At 60.4% G+C, this 20,057-nt stretch carries 19 protein-coding genes; 3 read left to right on the top strand and 16 right to left on the bottom strand.

Going from position 1 to position 20,057, the window contains the following annotated elements; genetic code table 11:
- Positions 1–164 precede the first annotated feature (164 nt).
- The 13 genes from ACMX25_RS05875 to ACMX25_RS05815 all read right to left on the bottom strand — a co-directional run bounded on the left by ACMX25_RS05875 (position 165) and on the right by ACMX25_RS05815 (position 12,744).
- Positions 165–788: an isochorismatase family protein gene (locus ACMX25_RS05875; RefSeq protein WP_414948575.1), complete on the bottom strand. Its 624-nt coding sequence runs from the start codon at positions 786–788 to the stop codon at positions 165–167.
- The gene (locus ACMX25_RS05870; RefSeq protein WP_414948574.1) at positions 785–1,831 is read right to left on the bottom strand and encodes a 2,5-dihydroxypyridine 5,6-dioxygenase; all 1,047 of its coding nucleotides are present in this window, start codon (positions 1,829–1,831) and stop codon (positions 785–787) included. Before ACMX25_RS05870 ends, ACMX25_RS05875 begins: the two co-directional genes overlap by 4 nt.
- Positions 1,832–1,863: 32 nt before the next feature.
- Entirely contained in the window at positions 1,864–3,471 is a 1,608-nt protein-coding gene (gene groEL / locus ACMX25_RS05865; RefSeq protein WP_414948573.1) for a chaperonin GroEL, read from the bottom strand.
- A 4-nt stretch (positions 3,472–3,475) separates the two neighbouring features.
- Positions 3,476–4,312, bottom strand: coding sequence for an alpha/beta fold hydrolase (locus ACMX25_RS05860; protein WP_414948572.1), 837 nt, complete (start codon positions 4,310–4,312; stop codon positions 3,476–3,478).
- Positions 4,313–4,336: 24 nt separating this feature from the next.
- Entirely contained in the window at positions 4,337–6,004 is a 1,668-nt protein-coding gene (locus tag ACMX25_RS05855) for a purine-cytosine permease family protein (RefSeq protein WP_414948571.1), read from the bottom strand.
- Between the two features lie 79 nt (positions 6,005–6,083).
- Complete coding sequence (locus ACMX25_RS05850; RefSeq protein ID WP_414948570.1) at positions 6,084–7,286, bottom strand: NADH-ubiquinone oxidoreductase-F iron-sulfur binding region domain-containing protein; 1,203 nt, start codon at positions 7,284–7,286, stop codon at positions 6,084–6,086.
- A gap of 25 nt (positions 7,287–7,311) precedes the next feature.
- The gene (locus ACMX25_RS05845; RefSeq protein WP_414948569.1) at positions 7,312–7,668 is read right to left on the bottom strand and encodes a (2Fe-2S) ferredoxin domain-containing protein; all 357 of its coding nucleotides are present in this window, start codon (positions 7,666–7,668) and stop codon (positions 7,312–7,314) included.
- 29 nt (positions 7,669–7,697) lie between these two features.
- On the bottom strand, positions 7,698–7,973 hold the full coding sequence (locus tag ACMX25_RS05840; protein WP_414948568.1) for a hypothetical protein: 276 nt from the start codon (positions 7,971–7,973) through the stop codon (positions 7,698–7,700).
- Between the two features lie 10 nt (positions 7,974–7,983).
- Positions 7,984–9,459 carry a ferritin family protein gene (locus ACMX25_RS05835; RefSeq protein WP_414948567.1) on the bottom strand — a complete coding sequence of 492 codons (1,476 nt, stop codon included), beginning with the start codon at positions 9,457–9,459 and terminating at the stop codon, positions 7,984–7,986.
- Between the two features lie 2 nt (positions 9,460–9,461).
- Positions 9,462–9,779 (bottom strand): MmoB/DmpM family protein, encoded by a 318-nt coding sequence (locus tag ACMX25_RS05830; RefSeq protein ID WP_414948566.1) that lies wholly within the window; start codon positions 9,777–9,779, stop codon positions 9,462–9,464.
- A complete protein-coding gene (locus ACMX25_RS05825; protein ID WP_414948565.1) occupies positions 9,751–10,797 on the bottom strand; it encodes a ferritin family protein in 1,047 nt (348 codons plus the stop codon). Before ACMX25_RS05825 ends, ACMX25_RS05830 begins: the two co-directional genes overlap by 29 nt.
- A 61-nt stretch (positions 10,798–10,858) precedes the next feature.
- Positions 10,859–11,560, bottom strand: a complete 702-nt coding sequence (locus ACMX25_RS05820; RefSeq protein ID WP_414948693.1) for a maleate cis-trans isomerase family protein — start codon at positions 11,558–11,560, stop codon at positions 10,859–10,861.
- 284 nt (positions 11,561–11,844) lie between these two features.
- Entirely contained in the window at positions 11,845–12,744 is a 900-nt protein-coding gene (locus ACMX25_RS05815; protein ID WP_414948564.1) for an AraC-like ligand-binding domain-containing protein, read from the bottom strand.
- A gap of 309 nt (positions 12,745–13,053) precedes the next feature.
- Between ACMX25_RS05815 and ACMX25_RS05810 the strand changes: the two genes are divergently transcribed.
- Both ACMX25_RS05810 and ACMX25_RS05805 read left to right on the top strand, forming a co-directional pair.
- On the top strand, positions 13,054–14,061 hold the full coding sequence (locus ACMX25_RS05810; RefSeq protein WP_414948563.1) for a PDR/VanB family oxidoreductase: 1,008 nt from the start codon (positions 13,054–13,056) through the stop codon (positions 14,059–14,061).
- A 67-nt stretch (positions 14,062–14,128) separates the two neighbouring features.
- Positions 14,129–15,205, top strand: coding sequence for a tartrate dehydrogenase (locus ACMX25_RS05805; protein WP_414948562.1), 1,077 nt, complete (start codon positions 14,129–14,131; stop codon positions 15,203–15,205).
- A gap of 155 nt (positions 15,206–15,360) precedes the next feature.
- Here ACMX25_RS05805 and ACMX25_RS05800 read toward each other — a convergent pair whose 3' ends face one another.
- From ACMX25_RS05800 to ACMX25_RS05790, 3 genes are all read right to left on the bottom strand, one after another.
- A complete protein-coding gene (locus tag ACMX25_RS05800) occupies positions 15,361–16,701 on the bottom strand; it encodes an MFS transporter (RefSeq protein WP_414948561.1) in 1,341 nt (446 codons plus the stop codon).
- Between the two features lie 81 nt (positions 16,702–16,782).
- Positions 16,783–18,066, bottom strand: coding sequence for a Rieske 2Fe-2S domain-containing protein (locus ACMX25_RS05795; protein WP_414948560.1), 1,284 nt, complete (start codon positions 18,064–18,066; stop codon positions 16,783–16,785).
- Positions 18,067–18,171: 105 nt separating this feature from the next.
- On the bottom strand, positions 18,172–18,966 hold the full coding sequence (locus tag ACMX25_RS05790) for a hydroxypyruvate isomerase family protein (RefSeq protein ID WP_414948559.1): 795 nt from the start codon (positions 18,964–18,966) through the stop codon (positions 18,172–18,174).
- Between the two features lie 129 nt (positions 18,967–19,095).
- On the opposite strand from ACMX25_RS05790, the gene ACMX25_RS05785 reads away from it, so the two are divergent.
- The gene (locus ACMX25_RS05785) at positions 19,096–20,025 is read left to right on the top strand and encodes a LysR family transcriptional regulator (protein ID WP_414948558.1); all 930 of its coding nucleotides are present in this window, start codon (positions 19,096–19,098) and stop codon (positions 20,023–20,025) included.
- Positions 20,026–20,057 lie beyond the last annotated feature (32 nt).

Below are 20,057 nucleotides of genomic sequence, written 5' to 3'. Positions count from 1 at the left end.
GTTTGATATTGATGGATTTGACGGACAACGTCGTATTGATCTTCTTACAAAAATAAATATCGGATACCTAAATAACTAACCAACATTTTCAACTTCGAACTGCTATCCGCGCCCCCCGGACGATGACGCTGCGCGCACGTCCGGGATCCATTGACGCCAGGACGTCACGACAATTGCGCAAGAACCCCCGCGAACCTCAGCACGTCGGCGTTTTTCTGACCCATGTCGAACAGGTTCGATTCATGCGGTCCCAGGGCGCGATCGCCAACGCAGTCTTCCAGGACAACTGGTTTGAATCCGCACGACATGGCATCGATCACGCTGGCCCTGACGCAGCCGCTCGTCGTTGTGCCTGCGATCAACAGTGTCTCGACGCCACGCTGTGTGAGCCAGGAGCGCAGACCGGTCTCGAAGAAGGCCGAAGGTACCGTTTTTCTCACAACCAGTTCGCCTTCGACGGGCGTCAGTTCGGGCACGATTGCGCTGCCGGCGGCGGTCTCGGTCAACGCAAGCAGCGTGGGAACCTTGGCAGCGAAAATGTTGTGATCGCCTGCGTCGTCGGCGAAAACGATCCGGGTATGAGCCACCGGCCAGCCCCGACGGCGAGCCTCTGCTAGCACGGGCACGGTCGCCGCGATAGCCTCCCGAATGTTGCCGCCGCCGAATGCGTCGGGATCGGCAAACCCGACAACGAAGTCGACAATCAATAAGCCGATTCGCCCACTCACGCCAAGCGCAGCACCGAATCCTTGCCGTTTGTAGCGCTGCTCGTCGTTTGCGATTGTCATGCCATCACCTCATCGTCGATCAGTTTGCCATTACGCACCACATCGACACCGTCCAGTGACACGGAGCAGCGCCGCATCGGGATATCAATATGACAAGGCGTATCACGTGTACCACCGGCCTCCGTGTTCGGCCCGAGTGAGAACAGGAAATTGCCGGCGAATGCCCGGGCATCCATCCCAATCGTGCGCTCGCGGTCGTAAAGCCCCAGCACGGACCAGCGCGCACGAGGCTGCAAGCCCCAGCCGATATGCGAGATCGCGTACGACTCCGGGTCCCCGAAGGCGTCCATATAATCGTTGAGCAAGTCGGCGTCGAGGCCCCCCTTTATGCTCGTGACATAGCCCGCCTCGACGGTCAACTCGATCGGTTGCTGAACATACGATTTCATCGGCAACAGGATATCGCCACGATCGAGCACGATCCGCCCGTGCGTTTTTCCTTCGTTCGGCCATGTCGCTAGAAATCCGCTCGGCCAGTGATCCCATCGGCCCGGTTCATCGACGAAACCGTATTCCTTGAGCAGCGGATAGTCGCCAACAGCGCAATGCAAGTCGGTGCCCGCAGCAGAGCTGACGTGCATGCTGCGCGCTGCCGCGAGGCGCTCGGCCGCCGCGAGCACGCGCACGCGATCTTCTTCGGTGGGTACCAGCCGGGCAAGTATTTCAGGCGGCTCTACTGCCAGCAGGATCTTCGTACCTGATTGCAGGATCTCATGCTGCTCCGGTGAAAACAGCAACAGCATCAGATCGATGACCAGGTCGCTTTCTTTTAGCGCAGCCATCGCCGCGCGATTGCCGGTAAGCGGCGTCGTGCCGACATACGCAAGCGCGTCGCGGCTTAGCGATTTCTCCGCGTTGACCGGCGGCAATTCGAGCCGGTTGACGGTCGCGCCGAGCGCATGCGCCGCCGACATGGCGGACGAAAGTGTTTGCGGATGGGTATCGACGGATGTCAGCACGGTGACCATCTGTCCGCGTTTGAGACGCGATAGTTTAAGCACCTGCATCCACGCATCGAACATCACTGCATCGCTTACGGACATGTCTTACTCCTGAGTGCGTTAAGGAAACCGGGCTAGTTGATCATCAGATCGTCGCTGACCACTGCTCCGGTGTTTAGCAGCAGCCCTGCCATCGACGTGGCGACGCGCAGGGGTTCGGTTAACGCGAGAACCGGATCGACCAAGCCGCCGACGAGCGTGTTTGTCCAGCCGCCACCGTCAAGGTCATAGACCAGATCACTACCAACCATTCTGTATCGCTTGATAATCTGATCAACCAAAAGATCATCAATATGTGAATTGCTTAACAACTGCCGCGCTGGGGCTTCGAGCGCCCGCCGCACAACATCGACGCCCGCTTGTTCATCCGCATTCACTGCCGGCATGCCGGTCATGTTCGCGGCAACCTTGACATAAGTGGAACCCGCGCCGGCAACCACGCCATGTTTTAACCCGGTTCGAATAGCGTGCAGGAGATAGACGGCTTTCTCCTGCAACTCGCCCATTTCAACGTCCGTTGCACCACCAATCCGCAGCTCAGCCGTCCCGCCTTTTAGATTACCGACCCGCCGCTGCAAGCGTTCCTGATCGAACTGCGATAGCGCCGGGCCGATATCATCCTGAACCTGGCCCAACCGGACCGCACACTGCAAGTCGTTGCGATGCGGACCGATGATCAGCGTCGAATCCCTGGTGATGACGATCTCGTCCGCGCGGCCAAAACATTCGAAGGGCACTGCGCTGTGCATGGCCTGTTGATGGACCAGCCCACCGGTGCTGACAGCGATGTCTTGCAACACCTCGTCGCGTTGCTCGCCGTACTCGGGCGAGCGGATAGCGGCGACTGCCATGACGTTGCCGAGTTGATTGCTGATCAGCGTCGACAGCGCGTCGCCTTGCACATCATCGGCGACTATAAACAGCGCCCCACCCTTCGCGTGGACTTGATCGAGAATCCCGAGCACGTCGTTGTGCGATGCGAGCACGCGATCGGTGACGAACACATAAGGTCTATGCAGCCTCGCCTCGACCTTGGTGGTATTGGTCGCAAGCAAGTTCGACACCAATCCGCGCTCGAAAAACATGCCATCGTGAACGATGAGTTCGCAAACCGCTTTCGTCGATTCGATCACGCGGATCATCCCTGTGACACCGACACGGCTGACCGCTTCCTGAATCAGCCGCGACAGGGCCACGTCGAACCCGCTGGCGTTCAGCAGCGAGGCCACCACGAAGTCATCGTCGAGGGTCCACGCGGTTGCCCGTATGGCGTTAAGGGCCGTCGACGTAGCCCTTTCCATGCCGCGCCAGAGACCTTGAGGATTGATGCCGGCGACGATGCAACGAAGGCCATCGCGAAGCATTTCATCGAGCAGGATAGCGGTCGTCGTACCGCCGTCGCCCGCGCTGGCCCTGACATCGTCCAGTGCTTCCTGAAGCAGTCTCACGCCGATGTTCGGCAGGCGCCCTTCGCACTCGAACCCCTTCGCGATCTGCCACGCGCTCGATACCAGCAATGGAGAGTCCAGCAGACGCGCCATCACGACGAGGCTGCGTCTCGGTCCATAAGCACGCCGCATGGCGCCGGCCAGTATCTTCACGCCGCTAGCGATCTGCCTGATCCCGTCGGGCCCGAACGTCAGGGTCTTGGGGACCGGACCGTGAGCTGCGTCGTGTGCCATCCGCTTAACGCTCACCTACCGGCCGGCGAGCATGTTCGCCGACAAACTCGACAATATGCCGCGCCGTCTCTTCAGGAGCATCCTTGTAGATCATGTGGCCGACGCCCGGAACGCGCACCCCGCGCAGGCGCTCGTTGAGCGCTTTAAGCGACGCAAACTCCGTCTCACGGATCGTATCGCCGTGTTCGGCGGCAAGCAGAAGCATCGGACAGGTAACGGCCTTCACATGGATCTGGAACGGCTCGCTCAGCAAAGACTCATAGGACTCGATCAATGCCTGCTGACTGCAGTTGCGATACTCATCCGCCCGTTCTTCCAGCGCAGCGTCAGAGAACGACGGCAAATAGCTTCGGAACGATGCCATGTCGTTCAGGTCGGCTGCCGCCTTCTGCTGCAGGAACATCGAGAGCGCGTTTGGATACACCTGCCTCTGGCCGGGGCCGTTGACAGGCGGATCGATCAGCACCAGACCCGACACCAGCGACGAATGACGCGCCGCAAACGCGGCGGCAATCCGCGCGCCCATCGAATGGCCGACGAGAACTGGCGAGACCGGATTGTCGGCAAGCGCGTTCAGTACATCGAGCAGGTCGCCAACGTAGTCCGCCAGCCGATATCCTCGCTTCGGCCAGCTCGAACGCCCGCGGCCACGGATGTCGAGTGCAAGCGAATGATAATCGTCTGGCATCAGGTCGAGCATGCGCATCACCGAGCGGCTGTAGCTGGTAATGCCGGGCAGGAAGATCACCGGAATTCCGCCTCGGTTGCCTTTGGAAAGCAGATGCAGTTCGATGTCCATTCCCTTCACGTACAAGTGATCGAAATGCCTGGGGCTGTTCATGGAGACTCCTTGTGAATGCATCTTTCAGACTGTCCCGGCGGCCGTCACCGGCGCACCTTTACGGCTGGCCGGTGCTGACACGATCGACTCGGTGTGACACATTGTCCCGCACGACTTCTCCGCGGCGCAGCAGTTCGAGCAGATGAATTTGCCCCCGTGATACGGGCACAGTACGAAGTCGGACCGGTGGAAACTGTGCGTACAGACATCGCACTGATGCTCCTCGGAAAGCGCGGCAACGCTCTCGGGAATTCGTGCGAAATACTGGTCTATCACGCTTTTGCGCGACATCATCCGACTGACGAGCGTCGGCATCAGGAAAGCCGCGGCACCGGACAGCGGTACTGCCAACGCCTGGACTTTCACACCGAAAAACCCGCTGCCCATGACCACGCCGACCACGGTTGGGACCCACATGGAGATCATGCCGATCTTGTTGTACTGGGCAACATAACCACGACGGAATTCAGACCATTGTGGAAGGTCGAAACGCTTGCGCACCAGCATCAGGTCGCCGAACAACACCATGGTCCAGTTGAACAGGAAGACGCTGAGCATCGTCATGATCGTGCCGAAGTAGGCGAGGAACGGCGAGGTCACGATCAAGTACGCGATGATCATGAAAGGGATGAGAAACCGGGAACGCTTCCAGTTAAGCTTGAATACTTGCGATGCAAAATTTTCAAGCGCGTTCGTACCGAAATACACGTTGATGACGTTCACGCGCAATTGCGTCACGATGATCAGGAACAAGCCAGCCGAGCCGAGGAGGCGAACCAGCGAGACACCGGGATCCGGCACCTTGCCACCGGAACTCGCAAGCAGATAGATACCAAACAGCGTCGTGGCGATCACAGGCACAGTGGCCCCGATGAGCGACGTCAACGCAGCGACCTTGCCCGCTTCGTGGCGCCTTGCAAAACGGGCCGTATCGGTGCAAAGCAGAACCAGGATGGAACCCAGCAACCCACTGAATGCGCCGAACGCGCTCAGTACCGCTACCCAGCTAAACGGCGCATTGCCGGGATTCACTTCCCACCAGCGAGCACTTGCAAGCTTGCTGCTAATGTCGCTCGACCAGCCGCCAAACAGCCCTACCAGCGCCAGCACAATGCCCAACGCATAGAGCCACACGGTCAGCGACTGAAAGCGCGACAGAAACTGCATGCCATACATGGTCAGCGGAATGAACGCCACGCAGATCAATGCGGCGCTGAGCTTGTACGACAGCATGGGCACCGACTCCGTCAGCGCCGTCGCCATCACATGGCCTTCGAGCGAGAAATAGATGGTGCCGAGCAGCCCGAATACCACGATCTGGTACGCGGAGCCCTTGAAGCCGAACGTATGCTTGCTGATGAGTTCGAGGATAGCGCCTTCGTTGGCCGCCTTCTTCGACATGTACCAGACGCCTACCCACGTGTAGAGCATGGAAAGGATCAAGGCGCATACCACTGCGCTGCCACCCAGCACCATCGCGAGCAACGCCGCGGTCAGCGGGTAGGCCATGGCCGTGGACATGCCACTGAAGGCCCAGAGCGATCCCCACGCGCTCCATCGCCAGGTAGCAGGCACACGCCGAAGGGCGTAGTCATCCTGTGCGGTCTCGCTGTCGCCTGTGCGCTTCAGGACGACTCGCGTGTCATAGACCTCATGTTCCGGTAGTTGATTTAGCCGCTGTAGTCTGTCCATGAGAAATCCCCTTTGTCGCTCTTTGCGACCCAAATAATTAGACAACCTGTACAACCGCTCAAGAAACTTGGAATTGTGTTCAAGCGTCAGCCCGCAAGGGTTCTCTTCCTGCTGCCGCGGCGCATTCGATACACGCGCCTTCAATGTGCGCAGCGAACTCAGACCGGAACAAGTCGATGCCGCTTACGACCGGTGCCACCGGCATCTTGATCAGGCTGCACAGTCCGGCGCCCTCTGCCATCTTGAGGATGTCACCGACACGATCGAGTAGCCGCCAACTGCCCTTGCCGTTCAAGGTCTGCCTCATGATCGCGTCGAGCATCTGCGTCTCCATCCGGCACTGCGGGCACTGACCGCATGAGCCCTCGGAGAAGAAACCCGTGATGCGTGCGATAGCCTCGACCATGCAGTCGTTCTCCGAATACGCCCGGATCACCGCACAGCCGAGCGACGCGCCGTTTTTCGCCAGGACGCCCGCGTCGAACAACAGGTCGAACTGGCCGGGCAGCAGGAATCCTGATGACGGACCGCCGGTCTGGATCGCTTTGATGCGGGAGCCGTCGCGAAGCCCTCCGCCAATTTCGTATAAAATTTCGTATAACGAAGTTCCCGACCGAACCTCATGAACGCCGGCATGGACGAATTCGTCACCCAGCGTGCATAACGTCAGGCCCAGCGCCCGGTAAGCCTCCGCCCCCTCGCCCACGATGAGCGGCAGATGCGCAACCGTTTCTACGTTTTGGATCAGGGTCGGTAACCCGTGCAAGCCGTGCTCGATAGGGAACGGCGGCTTCTTTCGGGGCAATGCATCGCGGCCTTCCAGCACCTCCAGCAACGCCGTTTCCTCGCCGACAATGTACGAATCCGGCACTTCATCGATCTGGACGGTCAGGCCCCGCAGTTCGTGGCCTGCGTCACCGATTGCGTCCCTGAACGCCTGTAGCGCGGAACTCGCCGCGCGGTTTATCGCCACCACGATCTCTGTCGCGCCGACTGCGTGAGCCATGATGAGTGCGCCCTCCAGCACGAGCTCCGGATACTGCGCGAGCAATCGCCGATCCTTCAGCGAGCCCGGTTCGTGCTCGCTCCCGTTGATCACAAGCACCTTTCGCTCGCCGGCTTGTGCAAGCATCAGCCGCATCTTTTTGTGCGTCGGGAACGCCCCCCCACCCTTCCCCGTCAGCCCGGACAACTCCACCATGCCGATCAGCGCCTGGGCATCGAGCGTCAGTGCGCGTGTCCATGCCGTGTATCGGACAGGCTTGCGGGCGAGCCTGAACATTGCGGTTCTCATCACCGTCGCTCGCTTAGAAGTAGTCGCCACGCCCAGGCAACAGCCCGGCGTCGATGATGTCGAAGATCAGCTTTCTTAAACCGGGATCGCTTTTTTCGGTGAGGCGCGGCACTTCGCTGCCACCGTTCAGGTAATCGACCACCTCGTTCACATCCGCCGCCGTCACGCCGGACATCCAGCAACGCTTTGACGGAATAATCACGTTAGGTCCCAACTGGCACGCGGAGAAGCACAGATACGGCTCGGGCACCACGTGGTCGAGCCCGAGTTCGTCGAGCCGCTCGTTGAGCCGCGCAAGGACCGCTTCTGCACCGCGGCTCTTGCAGTCCACATTCATGCAAACGAATACTTCGACGTCTTCTTGCTGCATTGCAAACACCTTTGGTTCAAGAGTTCAGGTCAGTTGCCGAAGGTCACGCGCTTATACGCCTTGCCAGTGGTCGGCACGAGCGTCATCAGCGACCAGTGACCCAGTCCGTAATCTTTCAGCTGCCGCCCGGGCTCGTTGAGTTCCTGACCGCTATCGAATGCAATCAGTTTCGATTCACCTGGTCCGCGCTTGAAAAACCTGCATGCGGCCTCCATCAACTCGCTCACCGTGGTGTCGCCGTTCATCGAATACGGTGGGACGACCACGGGCGGCATTTCGCCTTCCAGCCTGACGATCACAGCCATCGCAACCTCCTTAATCGCGTTTAAGTTGACCGTTGTCCGCACGGCCCACAGCCCAGAAATTCGTCAGGTCGTCGGCTTCGACGATCCCCTGCGCGAAAATTTCATCCTGCGTGAACACACGGGTGTACTTGTCCGGCTCGAGGTTGAAAATCCACTTGCAGGGTTCGGAACAAAAGTAATGCTGCTTGTCGTTGTGCGTCTGCGCGTGGACGACCGGCTGGTTGTCCGCATCGACGAAAAGCATCGGGAACTGACACACCTTGCAATGCAGGAACGTGGTGTTGAGCTGCAGCGGCTCCCCGTCGTCGGCCGCCTCCCAGAAGGGTTCATACAGCTTCTTGAACAGCGGATACTTTTCGGTGAACCACGCCCGCTCGGCGGCATCGGGTATCTCCACCTTGTGGATATTCGCATCGCGGCCTTCATAGAGGTTCTTCCAGATTGCGTGCGAATACACTTCGTTTTCATCGATCATGTTCTTGAGGAAACGCGGCGGCTTGAGTCCCAACGGCCCCAGATCCTCGATCAGCCCCTCGATGTAATTCTTCATGTAGTAGTGCTGGAACGCCTCCTTGTAGGACATGACCTTGTTCTTGCCAAAGTAGTCGATGAAGACGCTCGTCGCACCGCCTACGATCCGGTGCAACAGCCAGCTCCACTTGTCGAACCACTCCTGCACCACCGGGATATTGCGTTCATCCGCTTCGAGCATCATTCGCACACCGGTCATGCCGATCGCGATATGACGGGTTTCATCGGTTTGCGTAGTCAGTTGGTGCTGGCCGAACATCATGTCGCCGTTTGCGACCGCAACCGCGGGGTTCGCCACGAACAGCAAGTTGGTCCAGCCGGCTTCGAACACGGTGTTGACCGCAATCACCATCTCGAACGGATCGCCGGAGAATAAATTTTCAAAGCCCACGCGTGCCGTCTGGAGCAGCCAGTGCCGCTGGAACCATTCCATCCAGTCGTCCAGGCCGCCATGGTGCTTGTTGATCCAGCGCATGTAGTTGACGTCGTTCTGACCATGGCGAACCTCGTCGATCGCCTGATACATCGCGGCCTGGCTGAACGACGGCGAAGGAATGAAGCGCGCCATGCGCATCATCAGGTTGGCCGAAAAATTCTCAGTGTTCGACAGGCCGGTCATGTACAGCTTCATGCCTTCTACCCAGCGGCGGTCGATCTGCTTCGCGACATCGAAGCGCTGGTTCGAATCGGCAATGCTGTGATATGACATCTCCTTCTTCGCCTGGATGCGCACGTACTCGCGATAGAACATCCGGAACGGGTCTTCCCACGCGTCCCAGTTTTTTGCGCGAATGCGCGACGACTGCGGCGTGTAGCGATGCGGATACGCCGCTTCGCGCGTGACGTAAGTCGGCTCCCAATAGAGCCCTCGCGAGGTTTCGCGATAGTACTGACCCGGATCGCGCAGCGCGGCTGCCTCCCTCTCCATCCTCTTTTCAAGCGTTTCGCTCGACATGATCAGTTCTCCTGGATCTTCAGCCGCGACAGCACAAAATTGTCGGCGGTATAGGTTTCGATGTTTCCGGCGAACGCGTGCATCACTTCGTTCAGATCGTTCATGGTCCAGTCGAGCTTGCCGAGGTGCTCACGCACGGTCTGAGCATCGAACGCAATGCGCTGCGGCACCTCGATCACGATGAATCCCGGCAGATCGCTGACCTTCACGCCGTCGTTGCTTTCCCTGATCGCGTCGAGGACCGCGTCGGCCACTTCGCCTTTCATCAGTTCCATGCACACGTGATGCTTGTTATCCGTGAAAACCGGCTTCTGACTCATATGTCTCTCCGTGAGTGACGGGCACGGTCAGCCCGTAAGGAATGAGGCTATCGGCGTAGCGCGTGAGAATTTCGGTCTTCAGTTGCTCAAAGCGCTTCGGAAAACCCATGCGGTTCGCGTCGTCGATGAGGGGTCGCAGACCCTCAAGCACGTCGACCGCCATCGGATACCAGCGATCCAGCCACTTCTGCACAATGGCAAGGTTGTGTTCGCTTTCCTTGAGCATGGCGGCGACGAAATCCGCGCCGCTGACCATGTGACGCATCATGTCTTCGGCGAGCACCAGCCAGAACTGCGCGATGGCCCAGTCGCCCTCGTGCTCGGCGATGTCGACCAGCATCACGTCATGCATAGGCAGGAAAATCGGGTCTAGGATGAAGTTGAGCGCAACGAAAGTCTCAGCCCAGTCGAATACGCTCAGGCCGTGTTCGATAAACTTTCGCAGCGGCTGGACCGGTTGCCAGTCGAGCCATGCCGTGTGTGAATCAACCGGCTCGGCAATGCCGTGGTTGAGTTCCCACGACAGTTCGACGAGGCGCTGCGCATGACGCATGGAATCGAAGATCTGGAAGAGCAGCGAGTTCATGACGGGACCGTACGGCGTATAGGTCGCGCCATAGATCTGCATCATTCCGGAGCCCCAGAAGTAATGACGCATCGCAGGAATGTATTGGCGCGTGATGGGGAGTGGAATACGCGTCTCGGCAAATGCACCGCGCTTCTTCGCTCCCTCGACGATCGCGTCGAGCTTCTTCTCTTCGCCGTCCTGCTGCAGTACATAGCTTCGATACGTGAGTTTGAAACGATCGCGATAAGCGGCGGAATCGCTCGTGATGAGCGCTGTCGGCTCGATCATTGCGATTCCCGTTTCCGACGAAAGATGGTAGCCATCGCGTAACACCTCTGGCCACGCGGGATCGTCCTTCATCCACCAGTGTCCGATGGAACGAACGGTCAGTTCCTCGTACTCCCCGGTGCGCTTTTCACCCTTCAGATAGGACCAGCTTGACCGTGCCATGCGTTACCTCCTGCGATATCGACGTTCATAAGTTCTCAGTGGCTCGCGGCCAGGCGCCAGATCAGTAGGCGCCGGAGAGCAGCGCGCCGGCACCCGGCACGACTGGTTCGAGGCCGAGGCTTTTCAGTAGTGCGTAAGTGGTAGCGACTGCCGCCGTTACGACCGGCTTGCCTGTGATCGCCTCCACCAGCGGCACGACCGCGAGCGACGGCATCTGCACGCAGGCCGAGAGCACGACGACGTCCACATCGGCCGTGCGAAGGTCGCGCACGATCGCGGGCAGCCTGGCCGGATCGTGGCGGGCGACATCGAGGTTGTCCGGGATCTCGAGCGCGGTCCAGTCGGCCACTGCGATGCCTTCTGCCTGGATATAGTCGACAACGAGTTGTGTCAGCGGCTTCATGTAAGGCGCGACCAGCGCTATGCGCTTCGCTTTCATCAGATGCAATGCGTCGACGAGCGCTCCCGCGCTCGTTACTACCGGCGCGTCGCCGCCGTTCCCGGCGGTGAGCGAGCGCAGGCGCGCCTGCGACTCGCGGTGATAGCCGTGGCCCATCGCCATGATCGCGACGAGGCACGCATAGCCGAGCACATCGACCTGCGCGTCGCTCAGTTCCAGCGCGCAGCGATTCGATTCGGCATCCATATGGGCGAGCTCGTCCTTGCTGACGGTCCGCATGCGCATCCGGCTGGAATGAAATGTAAAGCGCTCCGGACGCACGAGCTGACGCGCGGCAAGCATCGCCGGAATTTCCGTTTCCATCGTGATGTTCGAGCTCGGAACGATTTGTCCGATGCGATAGAGGTTCTTCACTGCACTGCCCCATTGTCGAGAGCTCGCAACGCGTCGAGCGCGAGCGGGCGAAATGCCGGTTCGCCGCCGTTTGTCAGCGCGTTGAACCGATCGATGGAACAGATGTTAGGAAGCCACTAATCGCGTGACTTGAGGCGGGGTGCAGGAAAGTTTGTGTTCCAGTGCACTTCCGTTTTTGCTCGATAAAGCAAAAAGTACTGTGCTCTAGGAAGAGCGTAGCCAGCGGGGAATCGTCAGAACTTTGACGTAGCGATGCGTGCTTCGCGAAGCACGTCGCTCGGCGAACGGCCGAACTGCCTGCGAAACGCGTTGGAGAATTGGGCGTGATCGTTGAAGCCCATTTGATACGCGGTCTGCGCCACACTGACGCCCACTGCGCCGCGCTGCAGGAGCTCATACGCGCTCTGCAGCCGCAACTCGCGCACCCAGCTCGACAGCGTGCGGCCAGACTCCTTGAACAGCAGATGCAGATAGCGCACCGAAATGTTGCACGCAGTGGCGACCCGCTCCGGCGACATCTCGAAGTCGGTGAGGTTCTGCCTGACATAATGCTCGATGCGCGCGAGGTGCGCGCTTTTCACCGCCGATCCCGACGACTGCATGACTCGCGGATCCGCTTCCAGCACGGCACCGAGCAGATCCGTGAACTGCATGCCCATCAAGGCCTGAAAGCGGGGATCGGCAATCGCCGCGTGTTGCACCATCAGGGCGAGATAGTCGCGAAACAGCTTGCCAACGCCCTCGCTCGCACTGAACTGCATCGCGCAAAAGCGGCTGGCGCTGCCGGTGCGGCTTTGCAGCATGGCCTCGGGCACCTTGAGTACCCACATGTCGCTGCGCTCGCCGTAGCGAAACTCGTAGGGCGCGTTGCTGTGTTCGAGCAAAAACTGCCCGGGCTCGCAGCGGATCTGGCGGCCGAGTTGCTCGAATTCGATCGTGCTGGCAAGCGGCACGCTGACAAGAATCTGCGGCTCATTGCCGTCGCAATGCCGCCGCAACCGCTGGTAGCGCACCGCACTCGACTCGAAACGGGTCAGGCGCAGATCGCCGAAGTCCCAGCATTCCGCTTGACCGTCGAACCCCTCGGAATGCAAAAGGTCGAGCTCCATATCGAAGAAAATGGAGGCGACCACTTCCCTCCAGGCGGCGCCTGCCTCGTTTGATGCAGCATTTTTTGTCGTGTAAACGCAGGACATGGAGTGACTTTCTTCATCGACCTGAACGAACAACTGTGCGATGCGGGCGATTCGAAGAGACCGCGCATGCCACATTTTTTACCACACCCGCTGGAAAGAGCGCAACGCGCCAAAAAAATACGACGTCCGTGCTGACGCTGCCCCCCTGTCACATAAGTTTTTCTCTTTAATCCATTAACCGACTTAGATAGGCGGATACAACGCTGGCTTTTACGATGGGCTCTTCGAGAAACGAAGACCTTCGACATGTTCACCCAGTCCGCCTCTATTACGCTTTTGCCGCAGCCTGGCGCCGTCGCTCAAACCGCGCTTCAGGTCCGCATTCATGCTCGCCGCGATGAAGCGCAAAATGTGCTGTCACTCGATTTGCGATCCGTCGATGGATCGCCTTTGCCGCCGTTCAACGCGGGCGCTCACGTTGAGGTCGAACTGCCCAACGGACTCTCGCGCAGCTATTCGCTCGTCAACACGCCGCTCGAAACACATCGTTATGTCATCGCGGTCAACCGCGACCGGTCATCGCGCGGCGGCTCACAGTTCATTCATGAGCAACTACAGGCCGGTGACTTCTTATCGATCAGTGCGCCGCGCAATCATTTTCCACTCGCCGAGGACGCGCAGTGCACGGTGATGTTCGCCGGCGGCATTGGCGTCACACCACTCTATTCGATGGCGCAGCGCCTCGACGTCCTGCAGCGCCCCTGGGAAATGCACTACTTTGCCCGCTCGCGCGCCAATGCCGCGTTTGCCGAAGCGCTCGTTCAACTGGCGTCCCGCGGCCACTGCTCGATGCATTTTCACTTCGACGATGCAGCCGGGTCGCGGACCGAATTGGCCAGGCGCATCGCCTCGGCTCCGGCGTTCGCGCATCTGTATTGCTGCGGCCCGGCGCCCATGCTCGACGCGTTTGTCGATGCGTGCCGCCCTCGACCGGCTACCCATGTGCATCTCGAACGATTCGCGGCGGACGAAGCGCCTGCGGTCGAAGGCGGCTTTGACGTCGTCCTTGCCCGCTCCGAAAAGACGATACGCATCGCCCCGGGACAGACGATTCTCGACGCGGTGCTCGCACGCGGCGTCGATGCGCCGCATTCATGCCAGGAGGGCGTGTGCGGCAGTTGTGAGACCCGCGTGCTCGAAGGCGAGCCGGATCACCGCGACAGCGTGCTCGGACCGGACGAACGCGCGTCGAAGCAGACGATGATGATCTGCTGCTCAGGCTGCAAAAGCGCCACGCTGGTGCTCGATCTGTAGCTCCCTTTTCCTGCGCGGATCGAACACCACGCCGCGCAGCTTTTCCCCCAGTTTGAAAGGAGTGTGCGTGACACGCCAACGTATTGCAGTCATTGCCGGCGACGGCATCGGCAAGGAAGTCATGCCGGAAGGCGTCAAGGCGGTGAGCGCCGCGGCTGCCCGTTTCGATATCGAACTCGAATTCGCGGAGTTCGACTGGAGCAGCGACAACTACGACCGGATCGGCGCATGGATGCCGGCCGATTGGTTCGCACAACTGGCGGAGTTCGATTGCCTGTATTTCGGCGCGACCGGCTGGCCCGAGCGCGTGCCCGATCATGTGTCGCTATGGGATTCGCTGCTGAAGTTCCGCCGCGAGTTCGACCAGTATGTGAACCTGCGCCCGGTGCGGCTGATGCCCAATGTAGTGTCGCCGTTGCGTGGCCGGCAGGCAGGCGACATCGACTACTATGTCGTGCGCGAAAACACGGAAGGAGAATACTCGGCGGCGGGTGGGCGCATGTTCGTCGGCACCGAGCGCGAGATTTCCATCCAGGAATCCGTATTTTCCCGCTTCGGCACCGACCGGATCATGAGGTTCGCATTCGAACTTGCGCAGTCTCGGCCGCGCAAGCGGATTGCATCGGCGACCAAATCGAATGGCATTTCCATCACCATGCCGTTCTGGGACGAACGCTTCGCGGCGATAGCCAAAAACTTTCCGGACGTGTCGACGAGCCAGTACCACATCGATGCAATCACGATCCAGATGGTGCTCGATCCCGGCCGCTTCGACGTGATCGTCGGGTCGAATCTGTTCGGTGACATCCTGTCCGACCTGGGGCCCGCGACCGCAGGCACGATCGGCATTGCCCCGTCGGCCAATATCAATCCGGACAAGCGTTTTCCGTCGCTGTTCGAACCGGTGCACGGGTCGGCTCCCGACATCTACGGCAAACGGGTTGCGAATCCGATCGGGCAGATCTGGTCCGGCGCCATGATGCTCGAACACCTCGGTCATCCGCACGCCGCCGAGGCGATCATGCAGGCGATCGAAGCAGTGCTTGTCGATGCGCAAGCGCCACGCACGCCGGACCTCGGCGGTACCGCCAATACGCGCGACGTCGGCAACGCGATCGAGATGGCGATCCGACGCGGCGGGTAGATCGTGGGGAGGATCCTTACGAAGGACGCGGCAGATACGGTGTCGTCGGGCGTCACATGAAAGAGAGGACGAAGCGCGGCTTCCGTCCTCTCTTTTTACGTGGCAAGCCAGACCGGAAAAGCGCCGGCCCGACGAACATGGTCAAACCCAGAGCGTCATGCGAACTCGCGCTGCTCTCGCAAGGCCCGCGCCGGAATACCCAGCACGATAGCGAGGCCGCCGGTCACCAGCACGCCGACAACCACATACAGACCCAGCGCGATATTGCCGGTCAGTTCGTTGACCTTGCCGATGACGACGGGTGCGATCAGGCCGCCGCCCTGGCCAATGCAACTGATCAACGCAATGCCGCCTGCCGCCGCGGGCCCGGACAGATACGCGGGCGGAATCGTCCAGAATAGCGACACCGCCGACAGATAACCGATGGTCGACAGTGTCAGCAGCGCGATCGATGCAACCCAGTTGTCCGCTACCGCCGGTAGGAACGCAATGCCAAGCGCCGCGAGAAATGCGCACGCCGTGAAGTGCCAGCGGCGTTCGAGCCAGCGGTCCGAACTGTTGGCGATAAAAATCATCGCGAGACCACCCACGAGAAACGGAATCGTCGACAGCAACCCGACGTGCCACACGTTCGTTACCCCCGACTTGTGGATGATGGAAGGCGCCCAGAAGTTGAGCACGCTGCCCGCCCATGGCACAACCATATAACCCAGCGCCGCAATATACACACGCGGATCAGCCAGCGCACGGCGGAACGAATGCGGTGCGGCATCGCCTTTCTCGCGCTCGTCGGCCTGCAGGTTGGTCTCGATCAGCGCGCGTTCGGTATGGGTGAGCCAGCGCGCATGCGACGGGCGATCGGTCAGGTAGAAGAGCGCAACGACGCCCGCAATCACGGCCGGGATGCCTTCGAGCAGGAACAGCCACTGCCAGCCGCGCAGCCCGAATGTGTTGGTCATATGCCCCATGATCCAACCCGACATGGGACCGCCGACGATTCCCGAGACCGCCACCGCCGACAGCAGGATCGACGTGATCCGTGCGCGCCTCGCGGCCGGGAACCAGTAGGTCAGATACAGTACGATGCCGGGAAAGAATCCCGCTTCGGCGGCGCCTAGCAGAATCCGCGCGGCATAAAACTCTATCGGTGTGCGAACGAACATCATGCTCGCCGACACAATTCCCCATAACACCATGATCCGCGCAATCGTCCGGCGCGCGCCGATCCTTTGCAACAGCAGATTGCTTGGCACCTCGAGCAGCACATAGCCGATAAAAAACAGTCCTACACCGAGCCCGTATGACGCATCGCTGAAACCGAGATCCTGCTTGAACTGCAGATGCGCGAAGCTGATGTTCACACGGTCGATGAAGTTCAACACATAGCAGATGAATAGAAACGGCAGCAGACGGCGGGTCACTTTTGCATAGACCGCGTCGCTGACAGCGCGAGCGGTCGCCGACTCCGCGGCGTATCGCCCGATCAGGTTTTCCATGAATGTCTCCTTTGAACTTTTTATATCCCGCCTGCGCGCGCCTGTCCGATACTCCGCCAGCTTGACGCGCATCACTCCACCTCACGCAGTGGACTTCTCGGTTTCCACGTGGCCGAAAGGATGGCCGAAGCGTTCGCGCATGACATCGTCGAACGGTACGCCTTCGGCCGCCATCCAGCTTCCCGAGCGCAGCCGGTAGCCGTCGTGGTGCCGGGGCGCCTCAGGTTCACGGCCTTGAGCAAGCTCCTTCGCAAGCTTTAGCATGGTGCGGCGGAAACGGACCACGGCGGCATCGGTCATGGTCAGGTTCTCACGTGTGCGATCGGTGATGGCGCCCATGCTTTCCTGCACCAGCGCGTCCTGTTCAGCGACGCCGCGTACGCCGGTAAACGATAGGGTCTTCTGCTCGCGGCGATCGATCAGATACTCGTTCGAACGGTTACGCAGGGGCCGGTATTCGCTGTCCACCTCCGCGACCACACCGTGCCCCCCACACAGTTGCGTGCGTTCGCTGTCGGTGAGCGGCCGCTCCGGATTCCAGACATACGTATAGATCCAGCACGAGAAATCGTCGATTGGCACAAACGTGTAACCGAAGTGATTTTCTCCGGGCAGTGTCGACGGTGTGGTGCTATGCGACGGCAGTGCGAACTGCGCGGAACGCCAATACAACTGTTCACTGTCGGTCTTGCGTGCCCCACCGACCACGAAGCCGACGTCATGCTCGAGAATCGAGAAACGGGGCATGGGATCTTCACGGATCCAGCGCAAGCGGCGCTCGTCTGCGGGCGCATCCGGATTGGCGTTTGACGGCACCGACGGTGCCGGCATGTGCAGAAACGAAAAGTGCGACGTATCGAGCGCGCCTTCAACCGACTGCGCCCAATTACACTCTTGCAGCTTCTTGGTCACGTAGCGGTGGCTGGTGGGCATCGTGCCGAAGTCGAGTTGCGGTACTTCGGGAATCGATTCGCGAGGGCCAAGCCACGCCCAGATGATTTCACCGAATTCGCGCGTAGGATACGCCTTGATGGTGATCTTCTCGTGGTAGTTCGAATCCGGGGGAACATTGGGCAGATCGACCGCGCGTCCGTCGACATCGAACTTCCAGCCGTGAAAAACGCAGCGCAGCCCGCATTCCTCGTTGCGCCCGTAGAACAGATCGGCGCCTCGATGCGGACAGCGCGGCTCGACCAGGCCCACGCGTCCCTTCGTGTCGCGAAACGCGACCAGATGTTCACCGAGAAGCTGCACGCGGATCGGCGTACCGTCGTTTTCCGGCAGTTCGCGCGACAACGCCACCGGCTGCCAAAAGCGCCGGAACAGCTCTCCCATTGGCGTGCCGGGACCGGTGTGAGTCAGCATCTGATTGTCCTGCGCATTCAACATTTTCGTATGCTCCGTCAGTATTCTTGTTGCGCCGCAGCCGCGCCGCAGCGCGCTGCGATGCCCTGCGGCGTTCCAGCGCCATCAGCGCACAGGCTGTCCGATTTCAAAAGGCGCGGCCCACTCGAGGCGGGCGTTGGTGTCCCTGGACGAAGGCGAGTATTCGCAACCGATCCAGCCCTGCCACCCAAGCCGCTCGATCAGGTCGAACAAGTACGCAAAGCGGATCTCGCCGGTGCCCGGTTCATGGCGCCCCGGCACATCGCCCACCTGGATATGGCCGATGTGCTCAAAGACGGCTTCAAGGCGTTGCGTGAGCGCGCCCTCTTCGCTTTGCACATGGAACGTGTCGTAGCAAAGCTTCACGTTGGCCGCACCGACTGCCTCGATCATTTGCACGCCTTCGTCGAGACGGTGGTAGAAATAGTCGGGGAAACGCTCACGGCAGCAAGGTTCCAGAATAATTGTCAGACCTTCGCGGGCGGCCAGCGCCGCGGCGTAGCTAATGTTTTCCACGAAGGTGTCGCGACAGGCCTCGTAATTCATTTCCTGTCCGAGGTTGCCGGCCATTGCATGAATCAGAGGCTTGCCGACCTGCAGCGCATAGTCGATCGAAACCTGCACGCTGGCGCGGAAGTCGGCCTCGCGGCCCGGCAGTGCCGCAATGCCGCGCTCGCCGGCGGCCCAGTCGCAAGGCGTGAGGATCTGCACCAGCGTGAGGCCGTTGTCGTCGAGGCGTTTCGCGATCTCGGCCGCCGCGTAGTCGTAGGGGAAAGCGACTTCCACACCGCGAAAACCGGCGCCTGCCGCGGCGGCATAACGTTCGAGCATCGGCAATTCGGTGTAAAGCCAGCGTAGATTCGGGTCAAAGCGCAGCATGGGTATCTCTCGGGGATCGTTGAACGAGGCCGCTACGGGTCGGCAGCTAGTGACAGGATAAGAGCGCACGCCCTATCATCCAATCCGGCTTGCTAATCGATTCATGATGAAACTTGATGAACCCCAGTTATGAACATCACGCTGAAGCAGTTACGGGCTTTCACGGCGGTAGCTGACGCCGGCAGCTTCACCGACGCGGCGACGCGCCTCTACCTGACGCAGTCCGGCCTGAGCCTGCTGGTCAAGGAACTGGAGACCGAACTGGGCCTGCGCCTGTTTGACCGCAGCACGCGGCGCATCAGCCTCACGGTTGCCGGCGCCGACTTCTACCCGCTCGCTTTCCGCGTACTGCGGGATCTCGACAGCGCGGTGAACAGCACGCTGCAACTGCAGGACATGCAGCGCGGCGCGCTGCGCATCGCATGCACGCCGCTCTACAGCTTCGGGCTGCTGCCCGCCGCGATGGCTGAATACAAGCGGCTCTACCCGGCGATTCGCGTGCGGCTGCTTGATTCGCTGAACGAGCAGGCGCTGGAGCGCGTGGCTCGCGACGAGGTGGACTTCGCCGTCGCGCCTACCCGCCCGACCTCCCAGGACATCGTCCAGGAACCCCTTTTCCGCGATCGTTTTGAACTGGTGGTGCCGGAGGATCATCCACTCAGGAAGACCGGCCGTGTCACGTGGCGGGAGGCGCTCGAACACCCCTTCGTCAGCCTGACCTCCGATTACACGTCGCGGCTGCAGGCCGATCTGGCGGCGCATTCGTCCTCGCTGATCTTGCGGCCGCAGCACGAAGTCGCGTTCCTGACCACCGCGCTCGGCATGGTCAAGTGCGGCCATGGCATCACGGCGCTGCCCGCCTCTGCCATGCCGATGATCATGCTGTCCGGTCTCGCCACCGTCAGCGTCGACTCGCCGTGGGTCGACAGGCAGGTCAGTTTTTTCCAACGACGGGGCAAGAGCCTGTCGCCAGCGGCAGAGGCCTTTCGCGATTTCCTAAGCACCTTTACCGCCGGCTTCCGGACACGCCCCGACCCGGACGCCGAACAAACTGCTTGAGCGCACCTGAGCGCCTCATAACCACTCAACAC

The organism is Caballeronia eucalypticola, assembly GCF_047608185.1.
In the GTDB taxonomy this organism is placed as follows: Bacteria; Pseudomonadota; Gammaproteobacteria; order Burkholderiales; family Burkholderiaceae; genus Caballeronia.
Note: the sequence above shows the minus strand (reverse complement) of the source record. Positions and strands in the feature narration are given on the sequence as shown.